Source organism: Gordonia sp. 852002-10350_SCH5691597 (assembly GCF_001665715.1).
GTDB lineage: Bacteria > Actinomycetota > Actinomycetes > Mycobacteriales > Mycobacteriaceae > Gordonia > Gordonia sputi.
Window position 1 is genome coordinate 14,645 of sequence record NZ_LZMO01000045.1, and the last position, 19,793, is coordinate 34,437.

A 19,793-nucleotide genomic window follows, 5' to 3' on the forward strand; every position below is an offset into this window, starting at 1 on the left:
TACGCATACGACCTCGCGCACTTCACCGCGCAGCGAAAGTGACCGGTACCCTGCGCCGACGTCTGCCCGATTCGCTAACTTTCAAGCATGGAATCGGATCGTCTTGTCGATGTGGGCGTCGGGCTGGTGTCGCGCTTCGGCGCGAAGGCGCTCAGCCTGACGTCTGTGGCCCGTCACGCCGGCGTGGCTAGGGCGACGGCTTACCGCATGTTCGGCGGACGTGACGCGCTCGTCGCTGCCATGCTCGACCGCGAGATCGCGCTGCTGCGCGTGAAACTACGCGAATGGTCCGACACCGCCCCCGACGCCGCGGGCAAGGTGCGGGCACAGGTGCTCGGCGTGCTGCCCCACATCCGCGAGCATGAGGCGCTGCAGTACGTCCTCCGTCAGGAACCGGAGGAGATCGTGCGCGCGCTGGTCGCGACCAACGACGACAACGGACCCGACCTGATCGAGAAGATCGTCGACGCCACGCTGCCCGACGTCGCGCCCCAGGTGCAGGCCGAACTGTCGCCCGATGCGCGCGGCGCCGCCGAGTTCATGGTCCGCATCATCTACTCGCTGATGCTGGTTCCCGACAGCAGCCTCACCGATGAACAGATCGCCGACCTGATCGTTCGGGCAATCGTCACCTGACCGGGCCACCTCACCCGCGACGCTCAGTGGTGGCACCAACTACGCTGACCACTATGTCGCCCGACGCTGTGAGCGCAACGAAGATCTACATCGTGTCCGCGGAAGCGGAGACCGGAAAATCGGCGGTGGCGCTCGGTGTGCTGTCGCTCCTGACGGCAACCGGCGGCAGGGTCGGCGTGTTCCGACCCATCTCTCGGGCCGCTCACGGCGAGCGTGACTACCTCCTCGACCTCCTGCTCGAACACACCTCGGCGGACATCAGCTACGACGAAGCCATCGGCGTCACCTACGACCAGGTACACGCAGACCCGAGCGGCTCCATCGCCGACATCGTCGCGCGCTTCCACGCCGTCGAATCGCAGTGCGACGCCGTCGTCATCGTCGGTTCGGACTACACCGACGTCGGCAACCCGTCGGAGCTCACGTACAACGCACGTATCGCGGCCAACCTCTCGGCGCCGATCATCCTGGCGCTCAAGGCACTCGACCGCACACCCACCGAGGTGCGCGACCTCGCCGAGCACCTGCGCACCGAGATCGCCGCGATGCACGCGACCACCGCCGCCATCGTCGCCAACCGCTGCGATCCCGAGCACATGAACGATATCGGTGCCGCACTGGCCAAACTCGACGTTCCGTGCTGGTGTCTGCCGGAGCTGCCCGTGCTCTTCGCGCCGACGATGGCCGAGCTCAAGAGGTCGTTGGGCGCCGAGATGTACAGCGGCGACCCGGAACTCCTCGATCGTGAGGCGCTTCGGGTGATGGTCGGCGGCATGACCGCGGAGCACATCCTCGAGCGACTCACCGAGGGCATGGTGGTGATCACCCCGGCCGATCGCTCCGACGTCTTGCTTTCGTTGGTGAATGCCAATGCCGCGCAGGGCTTTCCGCGACTGACCGGCATCATCCTCAACGGCGGTCTCAAACCGCATCCGATGATCGACGCTCTCGTCGGCGGATTGAAGTCCAAGCTTCCGGTCATCACCTGTGAACAGGGCACCTACGACACCGCACGCATCGCCGCCGACACCCGCGGTCGCATCGCGATCGGATCGGCTCGCAAGATCGACGCGGCGCTCGGACTCATGGAGCAGTACGTGGAGCCCGAGGAGCTGATCAAGGTGCTCGACGTCAAGCCGTCTGAGGTCGTCACCCCGCAGATGTTCGAGTACGGGTTGATCACCCGCGCGCGGTCGGACCTCAAGCGCATCGTGCTTCCCGAGGGCAGCGACGACCGAATCCTGCGTGCCGCAGGACAATTGCTGCGTCGCGGAGTCGTGGAACTGATCATCCTCGGCAACCCCGAGTCGGTGACGGCCCGCGCGAGCGACCTCGGGGTCGACCTCGACGGCGTCGAACTCATCGATCCCGACAACTCCGAGCTGACAGACGAATTCGCGCACACCTACGCAGAACTCCGCAAGCACAAGGGCATGGATTTCGAGCACGCCCAGGAGCGGATGCGCGACGTCTCGTACTTCGGCACGATGCTCGTGCACACTGGCCGCGCCGACGGAATGGTCTCCGGCGCAGCGCATACCACCGCACACACGATCCGACCGGCGTTCGAGATCATCAAGACGGTTCCGGGGGTCTCGACGGTCTCGAGCGTCTTCTTCATGTGTCTACCCGACAAGGTGCTCACCTACGGTGACTGCGCCATCGTTCCCGATCCGACCGCCACCGAGCTCGCCGACATCGCGATCTCCTCCGCCGCAACGGCATCCGCGTTCGGTATCTCCCCGCGCGTTGCGATGCTCTCCTACTCGACGGGGCGCTCGGGAACCGGCGCCGACGTCGACAAGGTGCGCGTCGCAACAGATCTCGTCCACGAACGGGCTCCGGAGCTCTCCGTCGAGGGCCCCATCCAGTACGACGCCGCGGTGGAGCCGAGCGTCGCGGCGACCAAGATGCCCGACTCCGAGGTCGCCGGCCGGGCCACGGTACTGATCTTCCCCGACCTCAACACCGGCAACAACACCTACAAGGCCGTGCAGCGCAGTGCGGGTGCTGTCGCGATCGGCCCTGTGCTGCAGGGACTTCGACGCCCCATCAACGATCTCTCCCGTGGCGCGCTGGTCTCCGACATCGTGAACACCGTTGCCATCACCGCCATCCAGGCCCAGAACATCGACGCACAGGAGTCAGGCCGATGAGTTCATCCACCGAGGGTGCCGTGCTGGTGCTCAACGCCGGGTCGTCGTCGTTGAAATATCAACTGCTACACCCGGACACGGCAGAGGTCATCGCCGAGGGGATAGCCGAGCGGATCGGTGAGGACGAGTCGTCGATCACGCACGAGCAGAACGGCGAGTCCTCGACGCGCACCGAACCGCTGCACGACATCTCGGCCGCGCTCGACGCGGCGTCGGAGATGTTCGCGCAGTCGGGAACCGATCTCGCGACGGCGGGACTGAGCGCCGTCGGACATCGCGTCGTGCACGGTGGCCGTAGCTTCTTCCACCCCACGCTCGTCACCGATGAGGTGGTGTCGGAGATCTCGCGGATCTCCACCCTCGCACCCCTGCACAACAACGCGAACCTCGCGGGTATCGAGGTGGCACGAAAGAAACTTCCCGACGTCCCGTCGGTCGCCGTGTTCGACACCGCCTTCTTCCACGACCTGCCCGACGAGGCCGCAACGTACGCCATCGACCGTGGGGTCGCACACCTACATGCGGTGCGGCGCTACGGCTTTCACGGTACGAGTCATCAGTACGTCTCGGGCAAGGCTGCGGAGTTCCTCGGTCGCGACTACGCGGATCTGAACCAGATCGTGCTGCACCTGGGTAACGGTGCGTCGGCGTCGGCGATCGCACACGGCGAACCGATCGACACCAGCATGGGTATGACGCCCCTTGAAGGTCTGGTGATGGGCACCAGAAGCGGCGACATCGACCCCGGCGTACTGCTGCACCTGAGCCGCGTCGCCAAGCTGTCCAACGATCAACTCGACACCCTGCTCAACAAGAACTCCGGACTCAAGGGTCTGTGCGGCGACAACGACTTTCGCACCATCACCTCGCGGATGGACAGCGGCGATGACAACGCCAAGCGTGCGTACAAGGTCTATATCCACCGCCTGCGCCGCTACATCGGGGCCTACATGATCGAACTGGGCAAGGTCGACGCGATCACCTTCACCGCGGGTGTCGGCGAGAACGCCGACAACGTGCGACGCGACGCGCTGGCCGGTCTGGAGACTTACGGGATTGTTCTCGACGACGAGCGAAACTCTGTGCGTAACAAGCAGGCTCGACGCATCTCGGCCGACTCGAGCGCGATCGACGTGCTTGTCGTACCGACCAACGAAGAGCTGGCCATCGCCCGCCAGGCCGCAGCCGTCGCCCGCGGCGAGCAGCCCGAGTAGCAGCTGGTTCGCTGGTCGAGCCCGATCCGCTGGTCGAGCTTGTCGAGACCACCCCTCAAAACAGCGACCAGGGCCGCACGTAGTTCGCGAGGTCGACGAGAAGGAACCGGTGGTCGCGGTTGGTGCGCGTCTGCCGCGCGAGGTGGCGAAGCGACCTCTCGGTTCCGGTGCGCAGGCCCTGCTCGGTGAACGGAAAACCCAAGAGCCACGCGGGTTCTCCCGTGTCGTCGGGGTGGTTGTGCACCCAGCCGAGCGCGGTGCCGAGAACGATCAGTTGTAGCCGCTGCTTGCGCGGCTCGCTGTCGGGCATGGCTTCCATACGCTTGGCCGCCTCGACGAGCTGATCCTTGCTCACCTGCGACGGGTCGCGTCCGTGTACGAGGGCGATGACCGCCGTCGCGCGTGCGGTGTTGAAATGTCGGCTCGTCGCAGGTACCTCGTCGAGGGGTTCGATTGCTGCGTCATAATCGCCGCGAGCGACGGCGAGGCGCGCCATTCCGAACGCTGCCGTGACGATGCTGTGGTCGGTCAGCCACAGGTCGTGATAGTTCTGTGCCGCAACGTGATACATGTCGGTGATGCGGTCGACGGACCCCTCGGACGAATCCGATCCGTCCGAGAGCCAACGCCCGATGAGCTCGGCGGTACCCGCGACGGCGAGCTTCGGGGCCACCTCGCCCGGCATCGCCTGCAGCACGGCGTCGAACCAGCCGTACGCCAGTTCGGGCTCGTCGTTCATCAGCGAGCAGATTCCCATGTACCACTGCACGCGCCACGAATCCCCGTGTTGCACAGACACATCACGCAGCAACTCGAGCGCTGTGTCGACGTCGTCGAGTTCGAGGTGCGCTCGCGCCTCCGCGAGATCGATCTCCAGTGACGGATGCGCCGCAGACGTCGGCTGTCCGAGCAGCGAGCGGAAACCCTCCGCCCGCGCCGCGTGGATGGAGTCGAGTGTCTGCCTCGGATCGCTCAGCGCTGCCGAATTGAGTAGTCCCGCAGCGGGATCGGTCGGATCGACGAGTGGCACCGGCAGTGCGCGTGCCATGTCGACCGGGTCGTAGAAGGCCGCGAGATCGGGATCGAAGAAGCCGTCGACGGGGGCGAGCATCAACTCGGTGCCGAATGTCGAGCGCTGCGGCGTGAACACCGTCGACAGTGATGGCCGTGGCACACCGGTGTGCACGGCGACGGTCTCGCGCAGCACGTTGAGCAACTGCGTCGTCATCTCCTCCGCGGAAGAGAAGCGGTCGTCGGGATCGGGTGCCGTCGCACGCTGCAAGAGCTTGTAGAACGACGGATTGTCGCGGAACACGGGGGTGTCGTCGGGGTCGGGTAGACCGTCGACATACCGGCCGTCGCTCATCGGCATGTCGACGGTCAGCGCCGCCAGGGTGCGTCCGATGCTGTAGATGTCTGTGACGACTTGTGGACCGGTCTGCACGATCTCCGGGGCCTGGAAACCCGGTGTCCCGTAGAGGTGTCCGTAGCCGTTGACCGGTGAGACGGCGCCGAGGTCGATGAGCTTCACCTCATCGCTGCCGACCATGATGTTGTCGGGTTTGACGTCGTTGTAGACCAGACCCACCGAGTGCAGATACCCGACAGCGGGAAGCACCTCGAGCATGTACGCGATGGCCTGTTCGACGGTCAGCAGGTGGTCGGAGCCGGCCCCGTCGCCCTCATCACCCTCGCCGGTGATCTGCTTGAGTGTCCGGCCGCCGATGTACTCCATCACGATGTAGCCGAACCGCTCGCCGAAGTCGGTGACGTGCTCGACGAAGTTGTAGATCTTGACGATGCCGGGATGGTTCACCGAGGCGAGGAACTGTCGCTCGGCCAGAGCGACCTGCTGCGCTTCGGAGTCCGACGAGTTGAGCAGACCCTTGAGGACGACGGGTCGGTCGGAGACGTTGCGGTCGATCGCGAGGTAGATCCAGCCGAGTCCACCGTGCGCGATGGCGCCGGCGATCTCGTACTGGCCCGCGACGAGCGTGCCCTTCGCGAGTCCCGGAACGAACGAATAGCGCGCACCACAGTGGGGACACTCCCCGGTCAGTGCGCCTGCACCGGCCCCCGACGAGCGCCCGACGGGGCGCCCGCAGCGCCAGCAGTTGCGCTTGCCCTCGGCGATGACCGGAGAATCGAGCACCGCGTCCTGCGGCTCGATGTCGGTGACCTTGGGCAGTTCGACGAGCCCCGAGCCGAGTCGACGGTCGTGCACTCGCGGCCGACGACGCGGCACGAGTCTGCGCGTCTGCCCGACCGAGACCAGCGCTTCGTTGGGATCGAGTGCACGCGCAGGAGTGATCGGACCCGTCGACTCGTCGCGCATCCCGATGCTCGGAGTCGCCTGCGTCGCAGCGAAATCCGCCCGCTGCGTGCCGACGTCGAGTGCCGCGAGGTCGGCACGCTGGGTCCCGACGTCGAGGTCGGCAAGGTCGGCACGCTGGGTTCCGACGTCGAGGTCGGCGAGATCGGCACGTTGGGTTCCGACGTCGAGGTCGGCACGGTCGGCGCTGCCGTTGGTCGCGTCGGTGGTGGCGTCACGCTCGACTTCCGCGGCCGGCGTTGCGCTGTGCTTGTCACTTCGTGGCATCTCGCGTCGCCTCAATCGCGGTACGTGGGTTGGGGCGGTCCGTATCCGGGCCCGAGGATGGACAGCCACTTGTCGTACATCTCCTGCCACCGGCCGGTCGCGCGAATCTCGGCGATGGTGCCGTTGACGAAGCGCACCATGTCGTCGTGTCCGACGGGCATGCCGACTCCGTAGTTCTCCTGACCGAGGCTCGGCCCCACGACCTGTGCCCACGGATCCTGAGTCGCCAGACCGGCGAGAACAGCGTCGTCGGTGCTCACGGCGTCGACCTGTGACTGCTGCAGCATGACAAGGCAATCGGCCCAGGTCGTGGTGGTCACCATCTTCGCACGGGGTTCGATCTGCTGCATGCGGCCGATCGACGTGGTGCCCCGCGCCGCGCACACCCGCTTGTCGGCGAGTTGTCCCGGCCCGGTGATGCCTGATCCGCGTAGTGACAGAATGCGTTGGGATGCAACGTAATACGGCGACGAGAAGCTGATCTCGCGTAGGCGATCACACGTGATGCTCATCGTCTTCACGACGACGTCGACCTCTTGATTGCGCAGCGCGTCTATGCGCTCGCCCGAACTCAATACCCGGAACTCGATGCGGTTGGGGTCGTTGAAGATCGCGCGGGAGATCTCGTGTGCGAGATCGACATCGAATCCCTGGATGTCGCCCGTGATCGGGTCGCGGAAACTGAACAGATTGGAACCGATGTCGGTGCCGACGATCAGCCTGCCGCGACGGAAGATCGCGTCCATGGTGCTGCCCGGCGGCATCTGTGCGGGTTGAGGTTGTTCTGCCGCCGGTCGCAAGCTCTGCGTAGCGTCACACGACGACGAGTTCGGTGGCGCTTCCTTGGCGACGTCGAAGCTCGCCCCGAGCGGCTCGGGTGTCTGCGCGGTCGCACTCGGTCCCGGCGACTCGGGTGCGGGAAAGCTGACGCACCCCGCGAGCACCACGACGCCCAGCGCGATCGCGACGAACGCGATGGCTGTCCGCGCCGAGGCCATGGTGCGCGCTGTCATCGGTACTCCCGGATACGCGGGATCATCCCCAGGATCAGCGCGACCGTCGCGAAGATCGACAACGCGAGAATGCCGTTACCGGTGAAGCCCAAAACCCGCTGCGCGGTGTTGATGTCGTCGCGGAACGATGTTCGTGTGGTCGTGATCGCGTTCACCAGGGCGGAGTCGACGGCTTTGTAGCTGGTCTCGGAGCTTTGCGGCGACGAACCAACGGTCATGGCCCGCGCCTGCGTGAAGTCTCCGGATGTCATCGCGTCACGCACCTGCGCGTCGGTCTTCTTCCATTGGTCGAGCGCGGCACGCAGCGACGTGATCTGGTCGCTGCTCAACGACCCCGACGACCCGCCGTCTCTGTCGAGGGTGTCCAACACCATGCCGATCCGGGTGGTCGCCTGCTCGAACGAGTCCTGCAGCCCGGACTGATCGCCGCGTCGTAGTAACGACAGGGTCTCGGCCGAACGTGCCTGCTGGGTGAGGATGCGGGCCTCGGTCAGTTCACGTAGGGGTGTCGCGCCGTCATCCTTGGCGGAACTGGTCGCCGCCACCGACAACAACCCCGACGTGAGCAGCCAGATCAGCCCGCCGATGATCGCGACCAGTGCTGCCACGATCCCGATGTTGAAGCGGCGTCGGGTGCGTCGTGCGAGGTAGCGCGACGTCCCGATCAGCATGATCGCCAGGATCAGCAGCGCGGCGTACACCCCCCACGGCGGCGTTGTCAGTGCGCTCTGCGGATCGGCGATGGCAAGCGAACGACGCTCGTACACCCGCTGCGCCGCGGGCAGAATCCGGTCCTGCATGAGCGCCGACGCCTGACCGAGATACGCCGATCCGACCGGATTACCCAACCGATTGTTGGTGCGCGCGGTCTCGACCAATCCGCTGTAGACGGGGATGGTCGTGGTGAGAACCTCGAGGTCGGAATTCAGTGCCCTGGCTTCCGCAGTCGCATCCGCGCCGGGACCGGTGTCGCTACCCGCGGTCACCAGCAGTGACGACGACGCCGTCGCCAACGCGTCGGAGTATCGCTGCCGCAGTTGCGGGTTCTCGGGCCCGCCGGAGATGAACGCCGAGTTGGCCGCGGCGTCGGCGATCGAGAGCGAACTGTAGAGAACCTGAGCCGCCTCCGACAACGGTTCGGAGCGGTCGATGATCGTCTGCAACTGGTGAGTGCGGTTGTTCAGCGTCGTCGACGCATACCATCCGGTTCCGAGTGCGGTGACCGCGACGACGAAGCACAGCAGGATCAGCTTCCCGGGTGTCGTCTTGGCATAGTGCCGCACCGAGGAGAACGGTGATTGCGCCGCCGCACGTGCCGACGCGACCAATTCACGTCGATCGCTGAGTACCTCTCGAAGCGGGGGCGACGTCGTGGCCGGGCGTACGGTCCGCCCTGCGCGGGTCAGCACAGCCCGCACGGGGGATGCATCGCCGGTCACCGTCTCACTCCCCTCTGCATCGGTCTGTAGCGAGTGTTACCTGCTCTCTCTGGGTATGTCGCACGCCACGTCGAGTCCGTTTCCACCCTAGTCCGCGACGCTCATGGTGCGGGGGTGCAGCGAGTGCGAGTCGGGGTGAGCGAGTGTCACCGCGATCGGAGTTCACCTAAGTTGGAGGCACGGGGCTTTCGGAGAGCATTCCAGGGTGTGGGTACGAGCAGGAGGCGCAGTGCGCGGCGACGGTGACGGTTGGGTTCTCGACGACGGTGCGAGGTACTGGGGGCTGCATGGCGCGGCAGGGTTGCTGCTGCGGGCGCCGCTTCCCGACGGTGAGATCGGGATACTTCTCCAACACCGCGCGGCATGGTCGCATCAGGGTGGCACCTGGGGTCTGCCCGGCGGCGCACGCGACTCGCACGAGAGTGCCGTCGACACCGCGATCCGCGAAGCGGGCGAGGAGGCGGGCATCGCCCCCGACGATGTGTCCGTGGTGGCCGCGCTGGTCACGCACCGGACGGTCGGCGGCTGGACCTACACGACGGTGATCGCCGACGCGCAACACCCGGTCATCACCACGGCCAACGGAGAATCAGCGGAACTGCGGTGGGTACCCGAGGCGCATGTGGCGACGCTGCCACTGCATCCCGCCTTCGGCAGCGCGTGGCCGGGACTTCGTGAGCGCATCGCGACGCTGGACTCCACGAATTGAACTCAGGAGTCTGAGAGATCCGGGGTTTCAGGAGTACAGGTCGCTGCCCGCGAGCAGCCGGTTGGCCCCCGCGATGAGTGCGTTGATGTTCGCGTCGGCAGTGGTGTCGCCGTCGCCCGTCGCCCAGCACTGCCGACGATCGTGTTCGCACAGCAGGAACGAGACGTTTCGATCATCGAGTCGACGCTGGTGCAGCCGAACGATCTGAACAGAAACTCCCAGGTCGTGGAGGATTGAGGTCATCGCGCCGACCGGTCCGGCCGCCGTCGCGGTCATCGACATGATCCGGTCGTCGTAGGCGATGGTTGCTCGGCATTCGACCATGTCGCCGGGTGCTGGGGCGACGGTCCACGACCCGAGTCGGATCGCACCGTTGGTTGTGTACTCGTCGACGAATTGCTGCCAGGTCATGCCGGCTGCCTCCTGACGGATTCCGTTGGGGAGTGCATGGCCGGTCCGCTGCCAGAGAGGATCTGCGCCATTGCTGTCACAGCATGGTGCAGAAAAGTGAAGGTTGTGCATCGCTGAAGGTCATTTCGGTCGAAGATTCGATGACCGACGAGCGCACGACGACCCCGCAGCGGGGGGTCGGTCGAAGCTAGACCCCGCTGCGGCGAACTACGAGGAGGCTCGGTGCGCACAACATGGTGACGTTCACTTTATCGCTGCGCACCCCAGGTGACGCAAGTGGGTTTCGCCTGCGTGTACTCCCAGGGGCGTGTCAGGTGAGTCCGGCTCGCAACTGAGAGGCTGCGGCAGACGGGTCCGACGCCGACGTGATCGCACGCACGACGACAATCCGCCGCGCGCCGGCCTCGGTGACCTGCGGGAGTCGTTCGGCGTCGACGCCGCCGATCGCAAACCACGGCTTGCGGCGGTGCGGGTTCTCGGCGGATTCGTTCGCCGCGACGTCACGCACCAGGTCGAGACCGGGTGCCGGACGCCCCGGCTTGGTCGGCGTGGGCCAGCACGGGCCGACACAGAAATAGTCGACGTCGGGGTCGGCTTCGGCCGCGGCGGCCTGATCGACATCGTGGGTCGACTTACCGACGAGCACATTCTTGCCGACGATCCGACGCGCCGCGGCAGGCGGAAGGTCATCCTGACCCACATGCAGGACGTCGGCCCCGGCGAGCGTCGCGATGTCGGCGCGGTCGTTGACGGCGAGCAGGGCACCGCGCGACTGAGTGATCTCGCGCAGCACGGCGAGGATCTCCAATTCCTCACGCGCCTCGAGTGCTCCGAAGCGGTTTTCGCCCGCAGATCCCTTGTCGCGCAACTGCACGATGTCGACGCCGCCTGCGAGCGCAGCGTCGACGAACTCGGCCAGGTCGCCGCGTTCGCGTCGGGCGTCGGTGCAGAGATAGAGGGTCGCGGACTCCAGTCGCTTGGCGCGTGCGTGGTGGGCGGTCACGATCGCCAGCGTAGCCATGCGTGCTGTGGCGGAAGCAGGGGCAAGGGGGGAAGCAGGGGTCAGGGGGAAGCAGGCGCAGCAGTAAGGTGGATTCGACAGACACGGGAGCCCGCGGATCGGCGAGCTGAGAGTGCGGGACGCCCCCGCTGACCGTCGTACCTGATCCGGGTCATGCCGGCGAAGGAAGGATCTCGAGAAGTTGACTGTTGCAATCGACACCCCCGACCTCGCTGTCGTCGGCGGCGGAGTCATCGGACTGACCAGCGCACTCGCAGCGGCGGACGCGGGCATGCGAGTGGTGGTTTACGACGCCGGACCTCAGCAGCGGGCCTCACACGTCGCGGGCGGCATGCTCGGCTCGCTCGGCGAGGGGCTGCCGGGCGAGGAAGCGCTGCTTGCCGCGACGTCGACATCGGTCGCGCAGTGGCCGTCGCTGCTGGCACGCCTCGGCGACGACGCCGTAGAGGGTTCCGGTGTAGAAGACACCCGCGAGACGATCGCGACGGCTGCCGACTCCCTGTTCGTTGCGACGACGGCAACCGATCTCGAAGACCTCACGCGTCTGGCCGAAAAGGTCTGGGCGCCGGCGCTGGGTGCCGGGCGTGAGATCCGAGCGATCGGCCCCGCGGCCATCCGCGAGTTGGAGGGCGCGCTGACCTCGAGACTGCGCGGCGGGTTCGTCGCACTGGGCGAGGGTGCCGTCGACAATCGCCTGCTGCTCGCCCGGCTCCGCGGTGCACTGCGGGATGCCGGCGCGCACCTGCGGAACGACACGATCACCGACCTCGACGACGTCGCGGGTCGGCAGGTGCTGCTGGCGGCCGGGGCCGGCGTGCCGCAGCTCTGGTCCGGCGCGCGCATACACGTCGCGAAGGGCGAGATCCTGCGGTTGTCTCGCACACGCTGGTCGGTGCCGCCACCGAGTCACGTCGTGCGTGCCAGAGTCGACGGCCGCACGGTGTACCTGGTGCCCCGGGCGGACGGAATCGTCGTCGGCGCAACACAATACGAATCCGACGAGCCGGGCGCAGAGGTTGCGGGCGTTCGCGACCTGCTCGACGATGCGCTCACGGTGATGCCGGGACTCGCGAGCTACACACTCGCCGAAGTCGGTGTGGGATATCGCCCGTGCTCGGCAGACGGGCTGCCGCTGATCCGTCGTATCGACGAGCGAGTGGTGGTTGCGGCGGGGCATGGCCGCAACGGGATCGTCCTCGCGCCATACACCGCGCATCGGGTCCTGGAACTGTTGCAGCACAACGATGTTCAGCAAGAAGTCAGTCGCGAAGATGACGTGTACGGATACGAGGAGGCACGGTGAGTTTCACTGTGAACGGAGAGCGTCACGAGTGGGACGCGCAGCCGACCGTCGACGCGCTCGTCCGAGGTCTCGGACTGCCCGACCGTGGCGTCGCGGTCGCCGTCGACGGGGCAGTGGTACCGCGTGGACGATGGGACACGGTTGTTCCGCCCGACGCCGTCATCGAAGTCGTCACGGCTGTGCAGGGTGGTTGAGATGGTTTCAGCAGCAACCGACACGTCGACACAGGATTCGGGCGGACTGCGAATTGCCGACCGCTACTTCGGTTCCCGACTCATCATGGGTACCGGTGGTGCGGCGAACCTCGCGGTACTCGAGCGGGCACTCGTCGCCGCAGGCACCGAACTGACGACCGTCGCGATGAGACGGATCGACGCGGGATCGACGACCGGGGTGCTGGATCTGTTGCGGCGCTTGAAGATCGACGTGCTACCCAACACCGCCGGGTGCCACACCGCTGCGGAGGCGGTGCTGACGGCGCAACTCGCCCGCGAAGCCGTCGAAACGTCGTGGGTGAAACTCGAGGTGGTCGCCGACGACCGCACGTTGCTACCCGACCCCATCGAACTCGTCGACGCCGCACGACGACTCGTGGACGACGGCTTCACGGTGCTCGTCTACACCAACGACGACCCGGTGCTCGCGGCACGACTCGCCGACCTCGGCGTCGCCGCCGTGATGCCGCTCGGGTCGCCGATCGGAACCGGTCTCGGGATCTCCAATCCCCACAACATCGAGATGATCGTCGAATCGGCGCAGGTGCCGATCATCCTCGACGCCGGAATCGGGACCGCAAGCGACGCCGCACGGGCGATGGAACTCGGTTGCGACGGCGTGCTGCTCGCGTCGGCCGTGACCCGCGCCGACGACCCAGAGCGCATGGCGAACGCGATGCGCCACGCGGTGATCGCGGGCCACCTCGCCGCCGGGGCGGGCCGCATTCCGACGCGTTTCTGGGCGCAGGCATCCTCGCCGGGCCGGGTGGTCCCTCTCCGCTGATTGAGCCGGCCGCGAGCGCAGCGAGCTGCCGAGTCGAAATCACCAGCGGGTCTCGACAAGCTCGACCGGCGGATAGCGCTCGACCAGCGGGGACAGCTGGACCAGCGGGGTTCAGCTCGACGAGCGGGTGGGCCTTTTCCGCTGATTGAGCCGGCCGCGAGCGGAGCGAGTTGCCGAGTCGAAATCACTGGCCGGTGGACGTTCCTATAGTCCGTCAAGTGGTGTGGGCGTGGTTGTTTTGGTTGGTGTCCCAGGCGGTGAGGTCTGCTTTGAGGGCGTAGAACAGTTCGCGGGCGACGTAGCGTTTCACGGCGCGGATGATGTCTTTGGTGGAGAGGTTTTCGGCTGTTCGGCGGTCGCGGTAGGCGATGGTTTTCTCGTGTCGGTTGAGCCGGCCGATGGTGACGAGGTGGATCGCGCAGTTGGCTTGACGGTCGCCGCCACGGTGCAGGCGGGTGCGGTGGGTTTTACCCGAGGATGCCGGGATCGGGGCGATCCCACACAGCCGCGCGAACTGGGCGTCGGTCTTGATTCGGGTGGGGCATTGACCGACGGTGATCAACAGTTGCGCAGCGCTGAGGGTGCCCACTTGTGGCAGTGCACGCAGCCGTGGCGCGATCTGGGCGGTCAACGTGTCGAGGTGGCGGGTGTAGGCGGTGATTTCGGCGTCGAGTTCACGGACTCGGATCGCGACCTGACGGAGCACGAGTTTGGCGGCTTGGACGGGGTCGTCGAGGTGGTCGCGGTGGGGTCGCCAGGTGATGATGACGGCCATCATGCCGGTGGTGGTCATGCCGGTGAGCTTGTCGCGGATCTGGGGTGCGATGATCGTGAAGTCGCGGATCTGGTTGACCGCGGCGGTGCGTGCTTTGATCGCGGATGCTCTGGCGGCCTTGATCATTCGGATGGACTCGATGATCCCGGTCCGGTCTTTCGGGGTGATGGAGGCTCGCCCGGTGCGGGCTGCCTGCGCTGCGCTGTAGGCATCGATGGGATCGGATTTGCCTGCGCACGCGCGCACCGTGGGATCGGGGTGGTTGAGTTCTTTGACGCGGTAGCCCTCAGCGTGCAGCGAACGTGTCAGGCCGGCACCGTAGGTGCCGGTTTGCTCGACGGCGATCGCCTCGATCGGCCATTGCGTCAGCCAGGCACACATCTGATCATCACCGTGCTGGCCGGTTGCGAACTCGCGGTCAGCGATGCGGTGGCCATCGGTATCGACGACCGCGGCGTGGTGGGTGTCTTTATGGGTGTCGACTCCGCCGTACATCGGTTGCAGCGGCGGCGGGGTAACGGTCATGCTGGTCATCGCGGTTATGTCTCCTTGAGTCGTGTCCTACGGCACGGGGATGACATCGCCGGGTGAGGCGGACAGGACGGTGAAGAGTCGGCCATAACCGCTGCCGACAGGTTCCTATGAAGTCACTGCCTCACCCGGCTCCATCAGTCGAACCAAGGGTGTGTCCACGACCCGACCGGGATCGACAGGTCCACTTCAAGACACCCAACCGGGGTCAGTCTCGACAAAAGTCAGAACACTCGATCAAGCCGCACTCCCATCCTCACCGTCTCGACAGGCTCGACCAGCGGATAGCGCTCGACCAGCGGTGGGGGCAACCCCGACGAGCGGATGTAGCCCTTTTCCGCTGATTGAGCCGGCCGCGAGCGAAGCGAGTTGCCCTTTCCCGCTGATTGAGCCGGCCGCGAGCGCAGCGAGTTGCCGAGTCGAAATCACCAGCGGCGCGGCAACCCGGGCCAGCGGGTAGCCCTCGATTGCTATGGTCGAGGCAATGCTTGCCGCGGCCGATCTGACCAAGACCTTCGGGGGCGTGACCGCCGTCGACCACCTGAGTTTCACCGTCGCGCCGGGGCGCGTGACTGGATTCCTCGGGCCCAATGGGGCGGGGAAATCCACGACGATGCGCATGATCCTCGGTCTCGACCGGCCGACGTCGGGAACAGCGACCGTCGGTGGCCGCCTCTACCGCGAACTCGACCATCCATTGCGCCAAGTGGGCGCGCTCCTCGACGCCAAGTGGGTGCACCCCAACCGAAGCGCGCGCAATCATCTGCGGTGGATGGCCGCGAGCAACGACATCCCGGTGGGCAGGGTCGACGAGGTGCTCGAGATGGTCGGCCTGACATCCGTCGCAGACCAGCGGGCGGGCGGATTCTCGCTCGGTATGTCGCAGCGACTCGGGCTCGCGGGCGCGCTGCTCGGCGATCCGCACACTCTCGTCTTCGACGAGCCGGTGAACGGACTCGACCCGGAAGGCATCGTCTGGGTCCGCAACTTCATGCGGGCGCTGGCCGCAGAGGGCAGGACGGTGTTCGTATCGAGCCATCTGCTCACCGAGATGTCGTTGACGGCCGACCACGTGGTCGTCATCGGCCGGGGCAGGCTCATCGCCGACTGCTCGATCTCGGAGTTCACTGCGCGGGCGCGCCCCGTGGCCCGGGTACGTACCCCGCAACCGGCGGAACTCCACCGGGCACTCGAGGCCGCTGGTCTCGCGGTGACCCCGGTCGCCGGACAGGACGGCCGGACGTATCTCACCGTCGCCGACGCCACCACCGACCAGGTCGGCGATGTCGCGGCGGCTGCCGGAATCGGGTTGCACGAGTTGGTGTCCGACACCCCGTCGCTCGAAGAAGTCTTCATGGCAGCCACAGCCGAGTCGATCGACTATCGGGGAGGGCAGCACTGATGGGCGCGGTTCGGGCTGAACGCATCAAGCTGACCAGTACCCGTGCGCCGTGGTGGTGCATTGCGGCGGTCGTCGTACTCGGTCTCGGTATCGCGGGACTGATCGCGCTCGTGACCCGCGGTGCAGGCGGGGTCGCCGATCAACCCGAGGGCGCAGCCACCGACGGATCGTTCGACCAGAGCAGCGCGGCGTCGGTGTATCTGATCGGTGTGAACTTCTTCGGAGTCGTCATCCTGATGATCATGGCTGTACTCGGCGTGACCACCGAGTTCCGCTTCGGGACCATCCGCACGTCGTTCCTGGCAACCCCTCGTCGCCAGAATGTGTTGTGCGCGAAGGCACTGGTGTACGTCGCGTTGACGTTTGTCGTCGTCGTGCCGTTGTCGTTGTGCAGTGTTCTGCTCGTGAAGGCGTTGAACGGCTCCGCCGGTCTAGACCTCGGCAGCGAGCACGTGATCAGACAGATCTGGGGTACAGCGGTCTGGGCGGCACTGTGCGTCATCGTGGGGATCGGTGTCGGTGCCATCGTGCGGCAGACCGCGGGTGCGGTCTCGGTGGTGCTGGTGTGGATGCTCGTCCTCGAGAACGTTGCCGCGGCCCTGCCGGTCGTCGGACGTCGAATCGGACCGTTTCTCCCGTTCCGCAACGGCTCTCGATTTCTCGACGGCGACTTTCCCGGGGATGGCTACCACTGGAATTCGTGGGTTTCGTTGATCTACTTCGGTGTCTTCGCGGCGATCGTCTTCGCAGTCGGCGTGCTTCTGGTGAATCGACGCGACGCCGGGTAGCAGACCCGACAGACCAGCCGAACCCTTTGGACCACCCAAACCCTTTGGACCACCCAAACCCTTTGGGCCACCCAAACTCTTTGGACCAGCGAGACCGGTCGGGTACTCCGTTCAGGGGACAGCCTTGTCTCGTCTTGTCGGAGAGTCGCAGGTCAGTGACTAAACTCGTGACACATGCAAGGCACTTGGCCACTGATCGAGCGGGAGCAGGAATTCCGCACGATCCAGTCCGCGCTGAATCCGGGGGGTTCGGTGTGTGGGGTGGTGCTGACGGGCGATTCGGGAGTCGGTAAGACGACGCTCGCGCGGCTGGTCACGGCGGGCACCGAAACCGGGGTGCGCTGGGTTGCGGGTACCGAGTCGGCCCGCTCGATTCCACTGGGGGTGTTCGCACACCTAGTCGGTCCCGCGGTGTCGAGCGACCCGGTTACCTACCTGTCAGCGGCGCGCGAAACCCTTCTCGCAGAGGGCGATACGATCATCGGAGTCGACGACGCGCACCTCCTCGACGAGTTGTCGGCGACGCTGCTCCATCAACTCGCCATCGATCGCGCAGTGCAGATCGTCGCGACCGTGCGCAGCGGTGAGGCCGTACCCGACGCCGTAACCTCGCTCTGGAAAGACAATCACCTCATTCGAATCACGTTGTCGCCGTTCACCAAAGAGCAGAGCGTCGAACTCATCGAGTCCGTCCTCGGTGGCCAGCTCGAAGAGCATTCCGCAGACCGTATGTGGGAGGCATCCGGCGGCAACGCCCTGTTCCTGCGACACCTCGTCGAAGGTGCGCGAGCTGCGCGGACCCTACGGCAGGTCAATGGTGTGTGGCAGCTTCGCGGACGTGCGGCGATCACCTCCGAGCTCGCGTCGCTCCTCGCCGGACGCGTCGAACAACTGCAGCCCGACGTCCTCGCCGCGCTGAAGTACCTGAGCCTGTGCGAGCCGCTCGACATCGACGTGCTGTCCGACCTTGCCAGCGAAGAGGCCGTCGAACAAGCCGAGATCGACGGCCTCGTCCGCATCACGCGCGACGGCCGCAGCCTCAATGTCTCGTTCCACCATCCGCTGTTCGGCGAGGTCATCCGGCACGGCCTCGGCCTCGCGTCGTCGCGTCGACTTCGCGGTGCACTCGTCAGAGCACTCGATTCGCGTCCCAAGGACACGCCCGCGGCGCGGATTCGCCTCGCCGACTTGGCCCTTGAAAGCGACGTCGGTGCCATCGACCTGTCACTGCTCGGTTCGGCGGCCCGCGATGCGCTCAACTTGGCACAGGTCCCGATGGGCGAGCGGTTCGCGCGTGCGGCAATCGCCGACGGCGGCGGTGCAGACGAGGCGGAACTGCTCGCCCGAGCGTTGATGTGGCAGGCCCAACCCGACAAAGCGGAGCAGCTACTGGCGCAGTACCGACTCGCCGATCTCGATGAGATCAGAGCCACCCGCATCGGCGTCCTGCGCGTCGGAAACATGTTCTGGGCCATGGGCGATTCGAAACGCGCCGACGAACTGCTGGACGAAGTCCGTGCGCGCGTCACCGAACCCCTACTCACGCCGATCGTCGACGCGATCGGGTCGGCGTGTGCGCTTTTCGAGAACAATCTCGCGCGGGCGGTCGAGCTTTCCGACGATGTACTCGCGGCGTCATCTCCGCTGCCCTGGGCAGTCGAGTGGGCGGCGTTCGGCGGCATGCTCGCCCGCGCGCTACAGGGACGCGGCGACGACGTCGCGCCGCTTGCGGCCCGGGCACGTGACGCTGAGGCGAAAACCGATGGGATGCTGCGCTTTCCGGCGGGCATCGGCGAGGTACTCGCACTCACGCTCACCGGCCGCCTCGAGGACGCTCAGGTCGCAGCACAGCGGTACGCCACGTTCGCCGACACCGCGCAATACCTCGGCGGGCGATGGCGGGAGAACTCGTCGCCGCTGTCGACCTCGCGCGCGGAAGGTGCACCGCCGTCACACGACGCATCGAGCAGACCCTCGCGACGCTCGACACCGACGAATACTCGGCAACCTGGAACTTCCCAGCCTACCTGTTCCTCATCGAGTCGCTGTCGGCAATGGGATTGCCCGACGACGCCGACGTCGCGCTCACCCGAGCCCGCGAGCAATACGGCAGGCAGGTTGCGGTGTTCGGGCCGATGCTCGGTGTCGCTGCCGCCTGCCAAGCCGCATCCACCGGGATGATCACCACCGCGATCACCCTCGCCAATGATGCGGCCGAGCAGGCTCGTGAGACAGGGCAGTTCGCGGTCGAAGCCGAATCACTGCATGCCGCTGCACGTTTCGGTGACACGTCCGTGGCGGACAGACTCGCTGAACTCGGCGACATCGTCGACGGTCCGCTCGTCGGTCTCTACGCGCGGCACGCGCGGGCAAGTGCCGATGGAGACGGCGTCGAACTCGATCTGTGTGCTGCGGATTTCGAGAAGCTGGGCTACCTGTTGTCGGCAGCCGACTCGGCCGCGCAGGCAAGTGTGTTGCACGACAACGCTTCACACCGTTCCGCGACGGTCGCGTCGGCAGCGATGGCCGATCGTATCTCGGCGTCGTGCGGAGGCCTGCGAACGCCTGCGCTGCAGCGTGCGGCGCAACCGTTGCCGCTCACCACGCGCGAACGCGAGATCGCCAACCTCGTGGCTGCCGGACTCTCGAACAAGCAGATCGCCGAGCGTCTCGTGGTGTCCGTGCGCACAGTGGAGGGGCACATCTACCCTGCCTGCGTGAAGCTCGACGTGACCGACCGCGCCGACATCGCGGCGATCCTCACCCAACAGCGGGCGGTCGGTACCTAATCTGGTGG

At 66.2% G+C, this 19,793-nt stretch carries 15 protein-coding genes and 1 pseudogene; 10 read left to right on the plus strand and 6 right to left on the minus strand.

What is annotated here, in order from left to right; genetic code table 11:
• The first annotated feature begins 87 nt into the window (after nucleotides 1-87).
• The 3 genes from A5777_RS03375 to A5777_RS03385 are packed head-to-tail and all read left to right on the plus strand — an operon-like array spanning nucleotide 88 to nucleotide 4,006.
• The gene (locus tag A5777_RS03375; RefSeq protein WP_064861622.1) at nucleotides 88-636 is read left to right on the plus strand and encodes a TetR/AcrR family transcriptional regulator; all 549 of its coding nucleotides are present in this window, start codon (nucleotides 88-90) and stop codon (nucleotides 634-636) included.
• Between the two features lie 53 nt (nucleotides 637-689).
• On the plus strand, nucleotides 690-2,792 hold the full coding sequence (gene pta / locus A5777_RS03380; RefSeq protein WP_156529269.1) for a phosphate acetyltransferase: 2,103 nt from the start codon (nucleotides 690-692) through the stop codon (nucleotides 2,790-2,792).
• Complete coding sequence (locus tag A5777_RS03385) at nucleotides 2,789-4,006, plus strand: acetate kinase (RefSeq protein ID WP_064861624.1); 1,218 nt, start codon at nucleotides 2,789-2,791, stop codon at nucleotides 4,004-4,006. The genes pta and A5777_RS03385 overlap by 4 nt, the downstream gene beginning before the upstream one ends.
• Nucleotides 4,007-4,061: 55 nt before the next feature.
• On the opposite strand, the gene A5777_RS03390 is transcribed toward A5777_RS03385, so the two are convergent.
• The 3 genes from A5777_RS03390 to A5777_RS03400 are packed head-to-tail and all read right to left on the minus strand — an operon-like array spanning nucleotide 4,062 to nucleotide 9,057.
• Complete coding sequence (locus tag A5777_RS03390) at nucleotides 4,062-6,605, minus strand: serine/threonine-protein kinase (RefSeq protein WP_064861625.1); 2,544 nt, start codon at nucleotides 6,603-6,605, stop codon at nucleotides 4,062-4,064.
• A gap of 11 nt (nucleotides 6,606-6,616) precedes the next feature.
• Nucleotides 6,617-7,618, minus strand: a complete 1,002-nt coding sequence (locus tag A5777_RS03395; RefSeq protein WP_064861626.1) for a glutamate ABC transporter substrate-binding protein — start codon at nucleotides 7,616-7,618, stop codon at nucleotides 6,617-6,619.
• Nucleotides 7,615-9,057, minus strand: a complete 1,443-nt coding sequence (locus A5777_RS03400; protein WP_064861627.1) for a hypothetical protein — start codon at nucleotides 9,055-9,057, stop codon at nucleotides 7,615-7,617. The genes A5777_RS03395 and A5777_RS03400 overlap by 4 nt, the downstream gene beginning before the upstream one ends.
• 229 nt (nucleotides 9,058-9,286) lie before the next feature.
• Here A5777_RS03400 and A5777_RS03405 point away from each other — a divergent pair, with 229 nt between their 5' ends.
• A complete protein-coding gene (locus tag A5777_RS03405) occupies nucleotides 9,287-9,766 on the plus strand; it encodes an NUDIX hydrolase (protein ID WP_064861628.1) in 480 nt (159 codons plus the stop codon).
• Nucleotides 9,767-9,793: 27 nt separating this feature from the next.
• Here A5777_RS03405 and A5777_RS03410 read toward each other — a convergent pair whose 3' ends face one another.
• Both A5777_RS03410 and thiE read right to left on the minus strand, forming a co-directional pair.
• Nucleotides 9,794-10,177, minus strand: a complete 384-nt coding sequence (locus tag A5777_RS03410) for a hypothetical protein (protein WP_064861637.1) — start codon at nucleotides 10,175-10,177, stop codon at nucleotides 9,794-9,796.
• A 310-nt stretch (nucleotides 10,178-10,487) separates the two neighbouring features.
• A complete protein-coding gene (gene thiE / locus A5777_RS03415) occupies nucleotides 10,488-11,198 on the minus strand; it encodes a thiamine phosphate synthase (protein ID WP_064861629.1) in 711 nt (236 codons plus the stop codon).
• Between the two features lie 181 nt (nucleotides 11,199-11,379).
• Here thiE and A5777_RS03420 point away from each other — a divergent pair, with 181 nt between their 5' ends.
• Genes A5777_RS03420 through A5777_RS03430 form a run of 3 tightly spaced genes read left to right on the plus strand, consistent with a single transcriptional unit; the run spans nucleotide 11,380 to nucleotide 13,500 of the window.
• Entirely contained in the window at nucleotides 11,380-12,501 is a 1,122-nt protein-coding gene (locus A5777_RS03420) for an FAD-dependent oxidoreductase (protein WP_064861638.1), read from the plus strand.
• The gene (gene thiS / locus A5777_RS03425; protein WP_064861630.1) at nucleotides 12,498-12,695 is read left to right on the plus strand and encodes a sulfur carrier protein ThiS; all 198 of its coding nucleotides are present in this window, start codon (nucleotides 12,498-12,500) and stop codon (nucleotides 12,693-12,695) included. The genes A5777_RS03420 and thiS overlap by 4 nt, the downstream gene beginning before the upstream one ends.
• Before the next feature lies 1 nt (nucleotide 12,696).
• Complete coding sequence (locus A5777_RS03430) at nucleotides 12,697-13,500, plus strand: thiazole synthase (protein ID WP_064861631.1); 804 nt, start codon at nucleotides 12,697-12,699, stop codon at nucleotides 13,498-13,500.
• A gap of 214 nt (nucleotides 13,501-13,714) precedes the next feature.
• Here the strand turns inward: A5777_RS03430 and A5777_RS03435 are convergent, their stop codons facing one another.
• Complete coding sequence (locus A5777_RS03435) at nucleotides 13,715-14,809, minus strand: IS110 family transposase (protein ID WP_064861632.1); 1,095 nt, start codon at nucleotides 14,807-14,809, stop codon at nucleotides 13,715-13,717.
• A 481-nt stretch (nucleotides 14,810-15,290) separates the two neighbouring features.
• Here A5777_RS03435 and A5777_RS03440 point away from each other — a divergent pair, with 481 nt between their 5' ends.
• The 3 genes and pseudogenes from A5777_RS03440 (at nucleotide 15,291) to A5777_RS03450 (ending at nucleotide 19,785) form a co-directional block, all read left to right on the plus strand.
• Nucleotides 15,291-16,208 (plus strand): ABC transporter ATP-binding protein, encoded by a 918-nt coding sequence (locus A5777_RS03440; RefSeq protein WP_064861639.1) that lies wholly within the window; start codon nucleotides 15,291-15,293, stop codon nucleotides 16,206-16,208.
• Nucleotides 16,208-16,996, plus strand: coding sequence for an ABC transporter permease subunit (locus A5777_RS03445; protein ID WP_005201992.1), 789 nt, complete (start codon nucleotides 16,208-16,210; stop codon nucleotides 16,994-16,996). The genes A5777_RS03440 and A5777_RS03445 overlap by 1 nt, the downstream gene beginning before the upstream one ends.
• Before the next feature lie 174 nt (nucleotides 16,997-17,170).
• Nucleotides 17,171-19,785, plus strand: a pseudogene (locus tag A5777_RS03450) (LuxR C-terminal-related transcriptional regulator).
• The last annotated feature ends 8 nt before the right edge of the window (nucleotides 19,786-19,793 follow it).